10 protein-coding genes are annotated in these 15,150 nt (G+C 61.9%); 6 read left to right on the top strand and 4 right to left on the bottom strand.

The window, feature by feature from the left end; translation table 11 throughout:
• Positions 1-80: 80 nt before the first annotated feature.
• Both JS541_RS10440 and JS541_RS10435 read left to right on the top strand, forming a co-directional pair.
• The gene (locus JS541_RS10440) at positions 81-1,079 is read left to right on the top strand and encodes a Cna B-type domain-containing protein (RefSeq protein WP_214374442.1); all 999 of its coding nucleotides are present in this window, start codon (positions 81-83) and stop codon (positions 1,077-1,079) included.
• Between the two features lie 560 nt (positions 1,080-1,639).
• Positions 1,640-2,536, top strand: coding sequence for a class C sortase (locus JS541_RS10435; protein WP_214374440.1), 897 nt, complete (start codon positions 1,640-1,642; stop codon positions 2,534-2,536).
• Positions 2,537-2,685: 149 nt separating this feature from the next.
• On the opposite strand, the gene JS541_RS10430 is transcribed toward JS541_RS10435, so the two are convergent.
• Entirely contained in the window at positions 2,686-3,846 is a 1,161-nt protein-coding gene (locus tag JS541_RS10430) for an ATP-binding protein (protein ID WP_214374438.1), read from the bottom strand.
• A 623-nt stretch (positions 3,847-4,469) separates the two neighbouring features.
• Positions 4,470-5,891, bottom strand: a complete 1,422-nt coding sequence (locus JS541_RS10425; protein ID WP_214374437.1) for an ATP-binding protein — start codon at positions 5,889-5,891, stop codon at positions 4,470-4,472.
• Between the two features lie 212 nt (positions 5,892-6,103).
• On the opposite strand from JS541_RS10425, the gene JS541_RS10420 reads away from it, so the two are divergent.
• Entirely contained in the window at positions 6,104-7,477 is a 1,374-nt protein-coding gene (locus JS541_RS10420; protein WP_214374480.1) for an RsmD family RNA methyltransferase, read from the top strand.
• 13 nt (positions 7,478-7,490) lie between these two features.
• Here the strand turns inward: JS541_RS10420 and crgA are convergent, their stop codons facing one another.
• Positions 7,491-7,988 carry a cell division protein CrgA gene (gene crgA, locus JS541_RS10415; RefSeq protein WP_214374479.1) on the bottom strand — a complete coding sequence of 166 codons (498 nt, stop codon included), beginning with the start codon at positions 7,986-7,988 and terminating at the stop codon, positions 7,491-7,493.
• A 211-nt stretch (positions 7,989-8,199) separates the two neighbouring features.
• Between crgA and JS541_RS10410 the strand changes: the two genes are divergently transcribed.
• From JS541_RS10410 to JS541_RS10400, 3 genes are all read left to right on the top strand, one after another.
• A complete protein-coding gene (locus tag JS541_RS10410) occupies positions 8,200-8,967 on the top strand; it encodes a DUF881 domain-containing protein (RefSeq protein ID WP_214374435.1) in 768 nt (255 codons plus the stop codon).
• Positions 8,968-9,335: 368 nt separating this feature from the next.
• Positions 9,336-10,373, top strand: a complete 1,038-nt coding sequence (locus JS541_RS10405; RefSeq protein WP_346428309.1) for a class E sortase — start codon at positions 9,336-9,338, stop codon at positions 10,371-10,373.
• A 584-nt stretch (positions 10,374-10,957) separates the two neighbouring features.
• Entirely contained in the window at positions 10,958-11,602 is a 645-nt protein-coding gene (locus tag JS541_RS10400) for a gamma-glutamyl-gamma-aminobutyrate hydrolase family protein (RefSeq protein WP_214374428.1), read from the top strand.
• A 962-nt stretch (positions 11,603-12,564) separates the two neighbouring features.
• Here the strand turns inward: JS541_RS10400 and pknB are convergent.
• Positions 12,565-14,901 (bottom strand): Stk1 family PASTA domain-containing Ser/Thr kinase, encoded by a 2,337-nt coding sequence (pknB, locus tag JS541_RS10395; protein ID WP_214374427.1) that lies wholly within the window; start codon positions 14,899-14,901, stop codon positions 12,565-12,567.
• Positions 14,902-15,150: the final 249 nt, after the last annotated feature.

The following is a 15,150-nucleotide window of genomic DNA, read 5'->3' as shown; positions in this document are numbered from 1 at the left end:
GACAAGAGGTGAGGTTGCTTTTGCCTCGGTCGACATGACACATGATGAGGCTGCAATGAATGGATTGAAGCAAGGGAAGAATGATGACTAACGCTAACTATGGTCGCGGGGATGCTTGCGACCGGGGCGTGTTGGCGCTTGGGGCGCGCTGGGCGACGTTCGCTCTTGCGGCGGTCTGTTCGCTCGCGCTCATGCTGGGCGCGTGCGTGCTGTCGCTGGTTCCGGCGGTCAGCGCGCAAGCGGCTGAATCCGGCAGCGTCACCGTCGAATACAAGGATGATGGCGAAGCACTGGCTGGCGCTTCGGTGAGCCTGTATCGCGTTGCCTCGTGGAACGCGAAGGGTGACGGGTTCGAGCCGACGAAGTCGTTCGCGGATTACTCCGTGGACTGGGATGTGTTCGGCGCGGATTCCGAGACGTTCCGCCAGTTGGCCGAGACGCTGTCCGGCTACGCGGCGCGTGACGCGGTGTCCGCCGATGCGACCGCGAAGACGGATGCCGACGGCAAGGCTGTGTTCGCTGATGTGGCCCGTGGCCTGTACTTGGTGAACGTGGCCGCATTCAAGACGGATACGCTGAGCTGCGGTGCGTCCTCGACGTTGACCGCAGTGCCGTCGGGCACTGCCGCGGATGCGTCGTATGATGTGACGCTCCAGCCGAAGACCGAATGTACGCCAATCGAGAAGCCGACCACGGTGGAACGTTCCGTGCGCAAGGTGTGGAAGAACGATTCCGATTCCGTGCGTCCCGAGTCGATCGCGGTGCAGTTGCTTCGCGACGGCAAGGTGTACGAGGAGGTCAAGCTGACCGCCGCGAACAAGTGGTCGTATTCGTGGTCGGGACTTGCTTCCGATCACGAGTGGAAGGTCGTGGAGAAGTCCGTGCCGGCCAAGTACACGGTGCTGGTCGATCGCGAGAACGCGGAAACGCTGATCACGAACACGTACACGCCGCCCGAGACCCCGCCGTCTCAGCCCCCGGCGCAAACCGGTTCCGACCTGACCAAGGCCGCCGCCGCAGCCGCCGGCTTCTCCTTCGTCGGACTCCTCCTCATGCGCCGCCGCAAAGCGCGCAGCTAACCTCCGATGCTGGCGGAGCCGAGTAACGGCATCGGTCATAGGCCGATTCAGTTATATTGGCGGCCTTTGGCCGCGACGCTCCCTCAGTCAGCCTACGGCTGACAGCTCCCTCAGCCGAGGGAGCCGAGGCTCCGCCAGCGTCAAAACAGCTCCTCCAAACTGGGGGAGCTTCACCTGTTTCTACAGGTCATAACCGAATACTTGATGGCACGGGGATTCGTGGAGATACCGCTTTACTCTCTCACCTCCCGCGGGACTCCCGACTCCCCGCCCCATCGCCCTGAGTAAGTCAGGACTCTTCCGGAGTGCGTTCGTTACTTTTAGCACTCCGGAAGAATCCGCCTCTTCTCTTTGATAATTGAATCGGCCGGTGGCCGATGCTGTGTTGTTGGCGGCCTTTGGCCGTGACGCTCCCTCAGTCAGCCTGCGGCTGACAGCTCCCTCAGCCGAGGGAGCCGAGGCTCCGCCAGCTTTTTAACGATCGCGAGGTCTCGCAACAACACAGCATCGCGCGAAGCGCGATTCCGATACCCCGTCCCACCAGAAAGGAAAACGCAAACATGGCTACCAAACGTAAGCGCACGGTGCTGGATGTCATTTCGACTATCATTTCCGCGTTTTTCGTGGTCGTGTTTGTTGCGGGCGTCGGGCTGATTTCGTATCCGACGGTGGCTGACTGGTGGAATCGGATGCATCAGTCGCGCGCGGTGGCGACGTATATCGAGCAGACCGAGGATCTGTCGAAAGCGCAACGCAAGCAGATGATGGAAGCGGCGCGCGCGTACAACGCGAAGCTGCCAACGATCGCAGACCGGTGGCAGCTCAACGACCAACAGAAGGCCGAATACGAGTCGCTGCTCGACGTATCGGGCACCGGCATCATGGGCTATGTGACGATCCCCAAACTCAAAGTGCGGTTCCCGGTCTACCACGGCACGGACGAGGGCGTCCTGCAGATCGCGATCGGCCACTTGGAAGGCAGCAGTCTGCCGGTGGGCGGCGCGACCACACACGCGGTCGTTTCCGGGCATACCGGCCTGCCGAGCGCGAAGCTGCTGACCGGCCTCGACACGCTCGTCAAAGGTGACACGTTCGCGTTCCACGTGCTCGGCGAAACGTACACGTATCGGGTCGACAAGATCAGCGTCGTCCTGCCGAACCAGCTCGACAACCTGAATATCGAGGACGGCAAGGATTATGCGACCGTGGTCACCTGCACGCCGTACGGGGTGAACACGCACCGCCTCCTCGTGCGCGGCCATCGCATCCCGAACCCAACCAAACCGGATACGACCGATTACGACACCCCGGTGCGCACGCTGACGATCGGCATCGTCTCGGTCTCGGTCGCGGTGCTCGTCATCGGAGTACTGCTCGTGCACTGGCTCGTCGTACGCCGCCGCCGTCCCCGCGCCGGCCACTCCACCGGCCAGGTTGCAGCGCGTGTCCGTAGATAACATCTTGAAAATTATTTGCCATTCGCGCCATTCGCGCCAACGTTGGCGCGAATGGCGCGAATTTTGTGACACTATCGCTGTTTCCGTGGGTGTGAGTTCTCAATGGTGCTTGGTTTGAATCGCCGTTGATGGCGAGATGGGCGCTGCGCCTATGCGTTGCGTAGATAGTCTTCGGAGGTGATGTATCGTCCGTTTTTGGTGGAGAATGTTTCCGTTCCGCGGTAGACGACCGTGCGTCGCTCGAGGGGCACGTTCAGGTCTTCGCCGATGGTCGCGAGGTGTTTGAAGAAGTCGGGGCGTGGCGTCATGCCGGATTTGATCTCGATGAGTTCGGGGGATCGGCGTCGTGTCAGGTCCATCAGGTCGATCTCGGCCTGTGCGGCGTCCCGGTAGAAGCACAGATCGGCTTCCTTGTTCGCGTTCGTATACCGTTTCACGGTTTCGGAGACGATCAGGTTCTCGAAGATGTCCCCGCGCTTGGGATCGTCCTGCAGCTCCTGGACGGAACGGATGCCCAGCAGGTAATTGAGCAGACCGTTGTCGTAGAAGTACAGTTTGGGCGTTTTGGTGAGTCGCTTGCGTGAGTTGGTGGAATACGGCTGCAGTCTGAATACGATGAAGCTCGCCTCCAATATGGAGAGCCATCCCTTCGCGGTGTTGAACGCCACCCCGGCGTCCCTCGCCAGCGCGCTGAGGTTCAGCATGGCGCCGGCGTTCTCGGCGCATAGGCGGACGAACGTGTTGAAATCGGACAGGTTGCGCACGTCGAGGTACTCCGCGACGTCCCGTTTCACGTACGTCGCCACATAATCGCGGAAATAGATGTCGTTCGGGGTCGGCACGTCGTAGAGGTGCGGATAGCCGCCGCGGAACATGAAATCGTCGACGTCGAGGTTCTCCTGCGACGATGCCGCCTCCCGGTATGACAATGGCAGCAGTTGCAGCATGCCGACGCGGCCGGCCAGGGACTGTCCGATCCGCTTCTCCATCAGGAAATTCTGCGATCCGGACAGCACGTACTGGCCCATCGTTCCCCGCTCGTCAGCGGCGACCTGGATCTGGGAAAACAGGCCGGGCGCGTACTGGGCCTCGTCGATGATGAGCCGGTCGTTGTGTGAGCGGATGAACCCGACCGGATCGTTCAACGCGCTCAGCCGTGTCGTCTCGTCCTCGAGATTGACGTATTCATAATCGGGCAGCAACGTTCTGACCAAGGTGGACTTGCCGCTCTGGCGCGGCCCGGTGACCGATACGACCGGGAACCATGACAGCATGGAAGGGATCTGCTCGGCCAGAGTTCTTGGGATCATCGCGTCTTCCTTTGCAGATTCATCAATAGTATGCTTGCAAATTCGTCAATAGAGCTGATAATATGTCATCAGTAGGACTCTTGCAAATCCATCAGTTGAATATCGAAGACGGCAAGGATTATGCGATCGTTGCACGTTTCTAAGGGTTAATAGAGTCTGGCGTCGGATCGGCGGCCATCTCATATAATCACAATTTGTATAGTCATGACTATACAAGTCATGACTATACTTGGCGGAGTACCGCAGTATTTGGCGACGTTCCTGCCGGGTCGAAGCTTGGCGTGGAACGTGAAGCGATATATTCTGCGACGTGGGGCGGCCCTGTACTCGGAACCCGACGTGCTCATGTGTGAGGAATTCCGCGAAACATCCAAATACAGCACCATCATTCGCGCCATCGCCTTGGGAGACACGCGTCTCAACGACATCGCCACCCATACGCTGATTCCCGTGAACGCTCTGGGATTCTACCTGTCGTCCCTCATGGAGATCGGCATCGTGGAACGCGAGTTCCCGGTCACTGCGAAACCGGTCGAGCACGCGAAGGGGACGCGCGGTCTGTATCGGCTTGCAGACGAGTATTTCCGATTCTGGTATTCCTTCGTCTACCCGAACCGTATCAGTCAGCCGAACATGGTCTGTGCGTCGATGAGGGTAAACGCTGGTTCGGCCGTGGCGCGCTGCCGGGTCGTTTCGTGCGTGGGACGTTTGGTGAACAGATACAAGAGACGATCGCCCTTGGCCGTGATGAGTGAGGAACGCCGGTGGAGTTTGTCGATCGCGTCGGTCTCGTCGAACGATTCGCGCCATTTGCATTCCCCGAGCAGCACCTTGTGGTTGATCGGATCTGCCATAACAAGGTCGATGTCGGTCTGCTCTCGTGCCACGGGATCATTGCCCCACCATTTGCCGTATGCATTGGGCAGGAAGTCGAGTCGTTCCTCGCGGCATTCGCGGAACACCCATTGCATGCACATGGCTTCGAACTGTTGCCCGACGTATGTTTCGAACACGCCTCCTGTGGTGCCGTATACGGCCGGGGCGTGGCCCTCGCCCATGTCGATCAGGCCGGTTCGCGGGCTGACGAACTGGTACCAGTATGCGAAGAACGGATCCTTCACCTTCCACTGCCCCTTGCGGGAGTGTACGGGGTCCTCGCCGAACGGGACGATGCGTTCGACCAGTCCCATCGATTCCAAGGTCTTCAGGTATGGCGCGACTGAGGTCGCTTCCATGCCGATCCGTTCGGCGATCTCCTTGGGACGCGTTCGGCCGGCGCTGATGGTTTCAAGCAGCGAGTTGTACACTGCCGGCTCGCGCAGTTCCTCGCGGAGCAGCATCATCGGCTCCTCGTAGAGGATGCCTGACATGTCGTAGCACAGTCGTTCCATGTTCTGCTCGAACGACTCCGCCGCGGATAGCTGGCGCAGGTAATACGGGGTGCCGCCGAGCGCGGCATAGTAATGCACCCTGCTCAGCCAGTCGGCGTTCTCGGGCATGAGTTCCGCGGCCTCGAAGATGTCGAACGGCCTGAGTCTGATCTGCGCATTGCGGCGGCCATACAGAGGGCTCTTGTGTCCGAGCACGCGGCTTTCCATAAACCCTTCATTGCTGCCGCACAATACCATCACGATATTGGTGTTTTTGAACTGGTGATCGATCGCGATCTGCAAAATGGACGGCAGCCCGGGTTCCGTGCTGGCTGCATACGGAAATTCGTCGAATACGAACACGAACGGATTGTCAGGCTGCTGTTTGGCTTTGTCCGCGATGTGCTGGAAGGCCGATGCCCAGTCCGGGAAGCCGTAGGGAATGGCCGGCTCGTCGAAGAAATCGTAGATCCTGCGGGAGAACTCGGCTAGGTTGATTCGTCCGCTCTGCTCCCTTGCCGTGAACCACAGTGTGCGGCGTTTCCGACAGAACTCCGCGATGAGCGCCGTCTTGCCGATGCGTCTGCGACCGTATACCACGACCATCTGGAACTCGCCGCGATCCGCGAGGCGATTCAGTGCTGCCAGTTCACGTGATCTGCCGACGAATGCCATGATGGTCTCCTATCTATCTGTGATTAATATAATTGTTATTAATATAACCATAATTATATTAATTGCGCGATGTGGACGATAATCCGATACGGTTATGGCAGGGTGTGACCGGATATTGTGTCATGCTTGGTCTGTGATGCTTCTGTATTGCCGGGCGTGACGGTGCCCGCTGTGCGTGCGCGCAATCCCGGGAGCTGGATACGATGAAGGGCATGCTGATGTCGCCTGAAACCGCCCGATTCGTGGCCGAACACCGTCTGGAGAACGTGCGCGACCTGGCGCTCAAAGCCAAGCGTACGGACGGTCTGGACCTGCCGTTCGCGCTCGACCAGATCGCCGGATGGCAGACGGCGCGCGGCAAACTGCCGCAGTGGGCGGCGTGCGAAGGGATCGTGTACCCGCCGCACCTTTCGATGGAACAGTGCTCGTCCGAGTTCACCGCGCGATACAAAGCGGAGGTTGCGCGGCGGATCGCGGGGGAGAGCCGGGCGGCGGACAGCCGCGGCGACGCGGGGGAGACGCAGACGGCAGATGGTTCCGTGTGCGCCGGAACGATGATCGACCTGACCGGCGGATTCGGCGTGGACTTCTCGTATATCGCGCGCGGATTCGCGCGGGCAATATACGTGGAACGGCAGGATCATTTATGCGCGCTGGCCGAGCACAACATGCGGGCGCTTGGGTTGCGCAATGTGACGGTTGTGAACGGTGATGCGGAAGCGGTGCTGGGGGATGCGGGAACGTCGGTCTCTCTGATCTTTGTGGATCCGGCGCGGCGGGATGAGCATGGCGGGCGCACGGTCGCCATCGAAGACTGCACGCCGGACGTGCTTGCCCTACGCGACCGGCTGCTCGCCGCCGCCCCGCACATCATGATCAAACTGTCGCCGATGCTCGACTGGCGCAAGGCCGTCGCCGACTTCCGCGGCGCGGTCAGCGAGGTCCACATCGTCTCCACCGGCAACGAATGCAAGGAACTGCTGCTCGTCCTCGATCGCACAACCAACACGAACATCCACGTCTACTGCGTCAACGACACCGACCGACTCGACTACGACTATGGCGTCGTCTCGAACGGAGCTACAAGCCGGATTCGGGGAACCGCGCGAGAGCGTGAGGAAGATTTCTCGACTTCGCTGCGCTCCGCTCGAAATGACAGTTATGGAGCGTCGTCCGCGTCATCCGATCGCGTGCTCGGACTTACGCCACTGCCGGAACAGATCACGTATCTGTACGAACCGAACGCGTCGATCATGAAAGCCGGCTGCTTCGCGTTGGTCGAAAACCGGTACGGACTTGCGCAGATCGGCCCGAACAGTCACCTCTTCGTCTCCGGCGCCGACCAACCCATCGAAGATTTCCCCGGACGCGTCTTCGCCGTCGAAACCGTCACCACAATGGGCAAAAAGGAACTCAAATCGGCGCTCGCGGGCGTCGCCAAAGCCAACATCGCCGTGCGCAACTTCCCGCTCACGGTCGCCCAACTACGCAAAAAGCTCCGGCTGAACGACGGCGGCGACACCTACCTGTTCGCCACCACGCTCGCCGGAGCTAAGCATGTGATCCTGCGCTGTCACAAAGCGTGACGGAAACGAACCGTCACCGCCACCACATGGTCATGATGAAGCCGACCATGATGATCACGAACGCGATGAGCAGGTTCCACGCGCCGATGCCCGGGATCGGGTAGCTCGACGTGAGGTAGTAGCAGACCGCCCAGATCAGGCCGATGATCATGAGTGCGCAGAACAGCGGCACGAACCAGCGCGGGTTGGACTTGGTGCCCTTGATCGTCTCCTCGACGCGCTTCGTGTTCTCCGCCTGACGAGCCATCATGCGCTGCATCTGCGGGGTGAGCGAGCTCTTGTCGGCGGTGGCGTTGAGCACGGCCTCCACCTGATCCATCGGCACGCCGTAATCCTCATCCTCGGCCGCCGCAAGATCGTCCGCCGCATCATGAGTCGTCGTCGTGGTCGTCGTAGTCACGGTCGTGGTGGTAGTGGTCGTCGTGGTCGCAGTCTTGGCAGGCTTCTCGTCGGCAGCCTTCTCATCCGCCTCCGTCGCGGCGGAGGCGTCCGCAGTATCCGCGGTCGTCATTTCAACGGTCTTCTCGTCGTTCGTCTCAGCCGCAGTGGTCTCAGTGGTCTCGCTCGTCTCAGCGGTCGCCGCATCCTCGTCGGCGGTTTCGGCCTGCCAGTCTTTCTGCTCGGTATCTGCCATCAGCGTAGTCTCCTTATATTTAGGCTAGAAGTCATAATAGTGGTTAGACTCGAACTCAGGAACAGGCGGCTCGGCGTTCGGAGGAAGCATGGCGAAACATACCGGCAGGCATGTCGCGAAGCGCGCCTCGTGGCTGAGCGGTACCGCCGTGTGTCTTGTAGTGGCGCTCAGCGGGTTCCTGTTGTCGACCAACGTGCGCATCAACCGCACCGTCGTGCTGTCGTCCGACACCGCCGACCTTGTCGAACAGCGGGTCGAACGCGCGGAGGAACTGCAGCGCGACGTCGCCAAACTCAGCTCGCAGATCGATACGCTGAACAAAACGCTCACCGACGACGGCGGCACGACCGACAGCGAAACCGCCGGTTCCAGCACCATGCTGTCCGCGGTGCAGGGCCCCGGCGTGACGGTGACGCTCAACGATTCGCCGCTGTGGGAGAACATGGTCGACAATTCCGGTTCCGCCACGAACATCAACGACTACGTGATTCATCAGGAAGACATCGAGTCCGTGATGAACGCGCTGTGGGCTGGGGGAGCCGAGTCGATGATGATCCAAGACCAGCGCGTGCTGTTCAATTCGGCGGTGATCTGCCAGGGCAACGTGCTGCTGTTGCAGGGCAAGAAATACTCGCCCCCATACACGATCTCCGCGATCGGACCGGCCGACGGCATGATGCAGGCGCTTGAGAATTCGAGCGCGATGAAGATCTTCCAGGAATACGTCAGCGCATTCGGCATCGGCTACAAGGTCGAACAAAAAGACAATCTGCAATTCCCTGAAACCGCGGCGCTGCTTCAGTCGCTGCAATACTCGAGCGTCGACGACACGGCGCAGGAAACGGACGCACAGTGAGACACGCAAGAAACGACAATCAGTTCGATGGGAACAACGACGAGATCGAGCTTGATTCGATCGACCAGATCGGGGATTTCGCGGAGCCTGTGCCGCCGGTTCCGCCGGTGACTTCGGTCGCGACCGTTCAGCCCGCGCCGCGGGTCGCCGGGACGAGCGGATACGCCGGATACCTGAACGCGGCGGCGCAGCCCGATGCCGCTCAGACTGCGGCCGGCTCCTCTCGGACGTTCCAGTATGGCGCCGCGCAACCTGCCGCGGCAGCCCAAGCCGTCGCCGCGTCGCCGGCCGTGCCGCCGACTGCCGTCAATTCTGTCGCCAATCCCAAGTCCAACGGCAAGCACGGCTGGTTCTGGCAGGCGCTCGGCATCCTCGCCGAAATCCTGCTCACCGCCGCCGCGATCTGCGCGCTGTACATCGTCTGGCAGATGTGGTGGACGGGCGTGCAGGCCGAACACACGCAGCAGGAAACGCTCAAATCGGCGCAGTGGTCGTCGCCCGCGAACGGCGACACGTCGAAGGTCGCGGCCGCGCAGGACGGCGAGCCGCCGGTCCAGCCCGAATCGGCCGGCGAAGGTCAGCTGATCGCCACCGTGTACATTCCGCGCTTCGGCAAGAACTGGGAACGCAACCTCGTGCAGGGCACCACGCTCGAACAGCTCAACAAGCACGGTCTCGGCCACTACGACGACACGCAGTGGCCCGGCCAGGTCGGCAACTTCGCGATCGCCGGCCATCGCAACGGCTACGGCCAGCCGCTCGGCGACGTCGACAAACTGCAGGAAGGCGACCCGATCATCATCCGCACGCAGGACTACTGGTACGTCTACCAGTACACCAGCAAGGAGATCGTGCTGCCGACAGAGATCCGCGTGATCGGCGCGAACCCGCAGAACCCCGGCCAGACGCCCACCAAGCGCATGATCACGATGACGACGTGCGAGCCGAAGTACTCCGACCCGATCTACCGTTGGATCAGCTACGGCGAGCTCAAGTACTGGGCGAAGGTGTCGGACGGCGTGCCGAAGGAGCTGGCGACCGATTCGAGCACGACGGGCGTGGCGTTCACGAACAACACGACCTCGCTCACGTCTGCCGCCGCGCAGCTCGATTCGCTCGAGCCGGTGATGATCGCGGCGCTGGTGGCGTATGTGATCGTGTTCCTTGCGGCGCTGGTGGCGTGGCGGTTCCCGGTGCTGCGTGCGATCCGCGCCGGTGAGCGTCGCCGCCCGGATGCGAGCGTGTACGGCTGGGTGCTGCGGCATCAGCCGGGCGTGCTGCCGATCCGGTTGTTGCTGTTGCTGATCCTGGTGCTGCTGGTGGTGTGCATGCTGTTCCAGTGGGGATTCCCGTGGGCCGCGTCGAACATCCCCTACCTGCGCCAAATGTCCAATTTCACGGTCTGAGTTCGTGCCTCCGCCTTGGTTCCTTACCCCTGCCGGGGGAGCTGAATTTCTTAAGCTAAGTATTTCTTGAACTTAGGCGGTTCCCCACCCCTGCCGGGGGAGCTGGCTGCGAAGCGGACTGAGGGGTAGCCAGAAGCCGGATACCACGAAGCCCGGGTTTATCCTTTCGTATCGTCTTTCATATCGTCTTTCATATCGATTCGTGCCGATTCATGGCAACCTCCCGGTGGCAGCCTCCCCGCAACGCCGCGCACCCTCCCGTACCCTCCCGCACGTCCCGCAACCTTCCGGTGGCACCCTCCCGCAACGTCCTGCAATGCCCGCACCCTTCCGCAACGTCCCGCAACCTCCCGGGCTTACGCCCGTTTTGACCGCCCAAACAGGCCGTATGCCCGGGAGGTAACGGGAAGTAATGGTGTCAACCGTGCCCCGAGACATGCGTCGACTATCCGTCGAGATTAGACAATTCATGGCAACGATAAAGAGGCCGAGAAAAATGGGCACCGATAGGCCGCCCACCGCAACCCTCGACTACACTGAGCCACAGTATGCAGGTACTGTGGCTCGTTGCGTAAGGAGACAACATGACGGATTCGGCGCGCATCCTGGTGGTCGACAACTACGACTCGTTCGTGTACACGATCGTCGGGTATCTCAAGACTTTGGGCGCTACGGTGACGGTGGTGCGCAACGATGCGATCGACCCCTCCCAGCCCGGCGTGCTCGACGGCTATGACGGCGTGCTGATCTCCCCCGGCCCGGGCGCGCCGGCCGAATCGGGGGCGAGCGAGGACGTGATCCGCCTGTGCGCGGCCGAGAAGAAGCCGATGTTCGGCGTGTGCCTTGGCCTGCAGGCGCTGGCCGAGGTGTTCGGCTGCACGGTCGATCATGCGCCGACGATCATGCACGGCAAGACGAGCCAGGTCGAGCACATCGACGACGAGATCTTCGAGGGCGTGGCCAATCCGATGACCGCGACCCGGTATCATTCGCTGGCCGTCGAGCCGGATTCCGTGCCGGACGAGCTGGTCGTGACCGCGTGGACTCAGGGTGACCACATCATCCAGGGCATCAAGCACCGCGACCTGCCGATGTACGCGGTCCAGTTCCATCCCGAATCCGTGATGACTCAGGACGGTTATCGTCTGCTCGCCAACTGGCTCAAGGTGTGCGGCCAGCCCAGTGCCGTCGCCAAGTCCGCCGGTCTCAAGCCCAAAGTCAACAAGTAAGTGGATGACTCCGGACCGTCCAGTAATCCCAAACAGTAAAAGTGGGTAACTTCGGACCCCAGTAACTTCGGACTCCGAATAGTCGGGTCTAGACTCCGAAGGACGGTAAGTGGGCAGATCCGGACTCACCCTCCCGGGCTTACGGCCGGTTTCCCCACCCAAACCGGCCGTAAGCCCGGGAACCTCTACCCAAGTAACGGAGATTAGCGGGGAAGGTGGGTATATCTGGATCATCCGGTACCCCCCCAAATACCGAAAGTGGGTATATCTGGACTAGGTAGACCTCGACTGAGGCTCTAACTAGACCGGATATACCCACCTATGGTTTTCGGTGTCCAGTTATACCCACCTATGGCCATCCTCCCGGGCTTACGCCCGTTTCATTCGACCGAAACGGGCGTAAGCCCGGGAGATGCCGGAGATACCGGAGGTAACCCGTGTGTGGGATAGCGGGGATCTCGTGTGGCTTTTCTCCCGGGCATACGGTCGGAACGAAGGTTTCAAAACAGGCATAAGCCCGGGGAGGTGCTGTGACACGCTTTCCGTCTCCCGGGCTTACGGCCGTTTCACTCGACTGAAACGGCCGTAAGCCCGGGAGGGTGAATCCGGATATACCCACTTACGCTCACCTTCCCGGGCATACGGTCGGTTTGGGTAGGGAAACCGGCCGTAAGCCCGGGAGGGTGAGTCCGGATATACCTATTTGCGGAGGACACCGGACAACGGAAGACACCGGACAACGGAAGACGGTTTTAGCGAGACGGAGAGACCCCGGCCGAGATGATCGACCGGGGTCTCTCCGTGATGGGTCAAGACTTCTGACTGCCGAACGGTATCAATGGCCGGCTGCCGAGTCAACTAGAACCCCCGTAACCCCCGTAACCAGAACAAACCTATTAAGTCGGAATCCCCGGAACCGAGGGGTTCCGGGGATTCCGGGGGGGGGGCGGCTGCGGAGGAACCTAGTTATTGGTGGTGCTGGAACCTTCCGAGCTAGAACCGGAGGATGTGCCGGAGGAGGATCCGTTCGAGTTGGAACCGGAACCGTTGGACTCGGAACCGGAACCGTTCGAGGTGGAACCACCGTTCGTCGAACCGTTGGAATCCGTGGAATCACTGCCGTTGGAGCCGGAGTCGTCGGAGCTGCCGTTGGACTCGGAACCGTTGGAGCCGGACGACGACGCCTCCTTCGTGGTGAGCGTCACCGTGGATCCCTCGTCGACCTCCTGCCCCAGTCCCGGGTCCGTGGCGGTCACGATCGCGCTGCCGGAGCTCGGGCTGCCGCTTGCGATCGCCACCTTCAGTCCCAGCGCCTCGAGCTGCGAGGTCACGGCGCTCACGGTGGCGCTGCTCGAACCGAGCGCGATGGTGGACGGGATCGTCACCTTCTTGACCGGTTCCTTGCCCTTCGAGACGACGATCGAGATCGTCATGGTCGAATCCACGTACTCGCCTGCGGACGGGTTCGTGCTGATCACCGAGCCCTCGGCCACGTTGTCGTCGTATTCCTCCGACGTGCTCTGGCTCTTCAGGCCCATGTCCGACAGCGTCTGCTGCGCGGCCGCGAGCGGCTGGTTGGTCACGTCAGGCATGCTCATCTTGCCGGTGGACACGTACAGCGTGATCGTGGTGCCCTTCGGCTTGGACGAGTCCGCGGCGGGATCGGTCTTGACGACCTTGTTCGCCTCAATCGTGCTGTCGACGGTCTGCACGGTGTCGCTGACCTTGAACCCCTTCGCGGTCAGCGCGCTGATCGCCTCGGACTGGCTCATCTCCTTGACATCCGGAACCGTTTCGGACTTCGGGCCGGTCGAGAACCACACCTCGACCGTGCTGCCCTTAGCGACCTTGTTGCCGCCCTTCGGGCTCTGCTTGGTCACGGTGCCTTCGGCCTTGTCGGAGTCGTTGTCGTCGGTGATCTTCGGCGTGAGGCCGAGATCGGTGAGTTCGGAACGGACCTTGTCGCGCGTCACGCCCGACATCGACGTGAAGTCGGGGATCTCGACCTGCTGTTCGACCACGTTCGCCGCGCCGCCGTGCAGCACGACGTAGATGCCGGCGATCGCGATGATCGCGACCAGCGCGCAGATGATCGATGCCACGATGGCCTTCTTGCGCTTGCCGGACTTCGCCGCCGCCTCGCGCTGCTCGGTGCGGGAACGGACCGCCGTGCTGCCGTTGCCGTAGTTGGGCTGCATGGCCGGGATCGCCTCGAACTGGCCGGTCACCGGGTTGAACGCCTGCGTGGTGGTCGTCTCGCCTGCGGCCCCGGGAACCCCCGGAACCCCGGGAACACCAGCCGCGCCCGGAACGCCCGGCATGGCCATCGTCGGGCTCATCGCCGCGGTCGCCGTCGGATCGTTCTGTTCGGCCTGCTTGCGCGCCTTCATGTTCGACAGGTCGGTCAGCGGGTTGAACGCGGCCGCCACCGGCACGCCGCCGTTCATGAACGTCAGGATGTCGGTCTTGAACTCGGCGGCCGTCGCGTAGCGGTTCTGCCGGTCCTTGGCCATCGCCTTGGCCACGATCGAATCCCACATCTTCGGCAGTCCGGGCACCACGGCGGAAGGCGGCGTCGCCACTTCCGACACATGCTGGTACGCGATCGCCACGGCCGAGTCGCCGGTGAACGGCGGCCGTCCGGTCAGCATCTCGTACAGCACGCAGCCGGCCGAATACAGATCGGAGCGCATGTCGACGGTCTCGCCGCGCGCCTGCTCGGGGGAGAGGTACTGTGCGGTGCCGACCACGCCCTGCGACTGGGTCATCGTCGCGGCGGAATCGTCGAGCGCACGCGCGATGCCGAAGTCCATGACCTTGACCACGCCCTGGTCGGAGATCATGATGTTGCCGGGCTTGATGTCGCGGTGGATGATGCCCATGCGGTGCGAATACTCGAGCGCGTTGAGCACGCCGAGCATGATCTGTTCCGCGTCGCGCTGGGAGAGCGCGTCGTTCACCTTGATGATGTCGCGCAGGGTCTGGCCCTTCACGTACTCCATCACCAGGTACGGCAGGTGCTCGGTCGAGCCGTCCTCGGCCGTCACGGTCTCCTCGCCCGAATCGTAGATGTTGACGATGTTCGGGTTGTTCATCTGCGCGACCGCGTGCGCCTCGCGACGGAACCGCGACAGGAAGATCTGGTCGTTCGCCAGATCGGAACGCATGATCTTGACGGCGACCGTGCGCCCGAGGCGCGTATCGAGCGCCACGCGCACTTCGGCCATGCCGCCGCGGCCGACGAGCTGGCCGAGCTGATACCGGCCATCGGCGAGCGAATTGGGCATTGTGCTGCTCATTGCTGTTCCTTCCATGAGTCCCGCATTTCGGATGCGGCCTTATCCAAGCTGATTTGCACGCCGGCCGGCGCGTCGACGGTGTCCGTCGCGTTCGTGATTCCCGTGACACCGGTCACACCGTCCGTGTGCTCCGCGTTCGGTTCGATCGATGCGGATTCGCCGGTATCGGCGCGCGGTTCCGCCGCGACCGCCGCGTTCGCCGCGGCCTGATCGGGTGTGATGACGATCGGCGCGGCGGGCACCGGCGAA

It is taken from the genome of Bifidobacterium sp. SO1 (assembly GCF_018555335.1).
Lineage (GTDB): Bacteria > Actinomycetota > Actinomycetes > Actinomycetales > Bifidobacteriaceae > Bifidobacterium > Bifidobacterium simiiventris.
This window is presented reverse-complemented; position numbering and strand designations above follow the sequence as displayed.

Bases quoted from the DNA above. Each gene is read 5' to 3' on its own strand.
- JS541_RS10440 (WP_214374442.1), top strand. From the start codon at position 81: ATGATGACTAACGCTAACTATGGTCGCGGGGATGCTTGCGACCGGGGC.
- JS541_RS10435 (WP_214374440.1), top strand. From the start codon at position 1,640: ATGGCTACCAAACGTAAGCGCACGGTGCTGGATGTCATTTCGACTATC.
- JS541_RS10430 (WP_214374438.1), bottom strand. From the start codon at position 3,846: ATGATCCCAAGAACTCTGGCCGAGCAGATCCCTTCCATGCTGTCATGG.
- JS541_RS10425 (WP_214374437.1), bottom strand. From the start codon at position 5,891: ATGGCATTCGTCGGCAGATCACGTGAACTGGCAGCACTGAATCGCCTC.
- JS541_RS10420 (WP_214374480.1), top strand. From the start codon at position 6,104: ATGCTGATGTCGCCTGAAACCGCCCGATTCGTGGCCGAACACCGTCTG.
- crgA (WP_214374479.1), bottom strand. From the start codon at position 7,988: ATGACGACCGCGGATACTGCGGACGCCTCCGCCGCGACGGAGGCGGAT.
- JS541_RS10410 (WP_214374435.1), top strand. From the start codon at position 8,200: ATGGCGAAACATACCGGCAGGCATGTCGCGAAGCGCGCCTCGTGGCTG.
- JS541_RS10400 (WP_214374428.1), top strand. From the start codon at position 10,958: ATGACGGATTCGGCGCGCATCCTGGTGGTCGACAACTACGACTCGTTC.
- pknB (WP_214374427.1), bottom strand. From the start codon at position 14,901: ATGAGCAGCACAATGCCCAATTCGCTCGCCGATGGCCGGTATCAGCTC.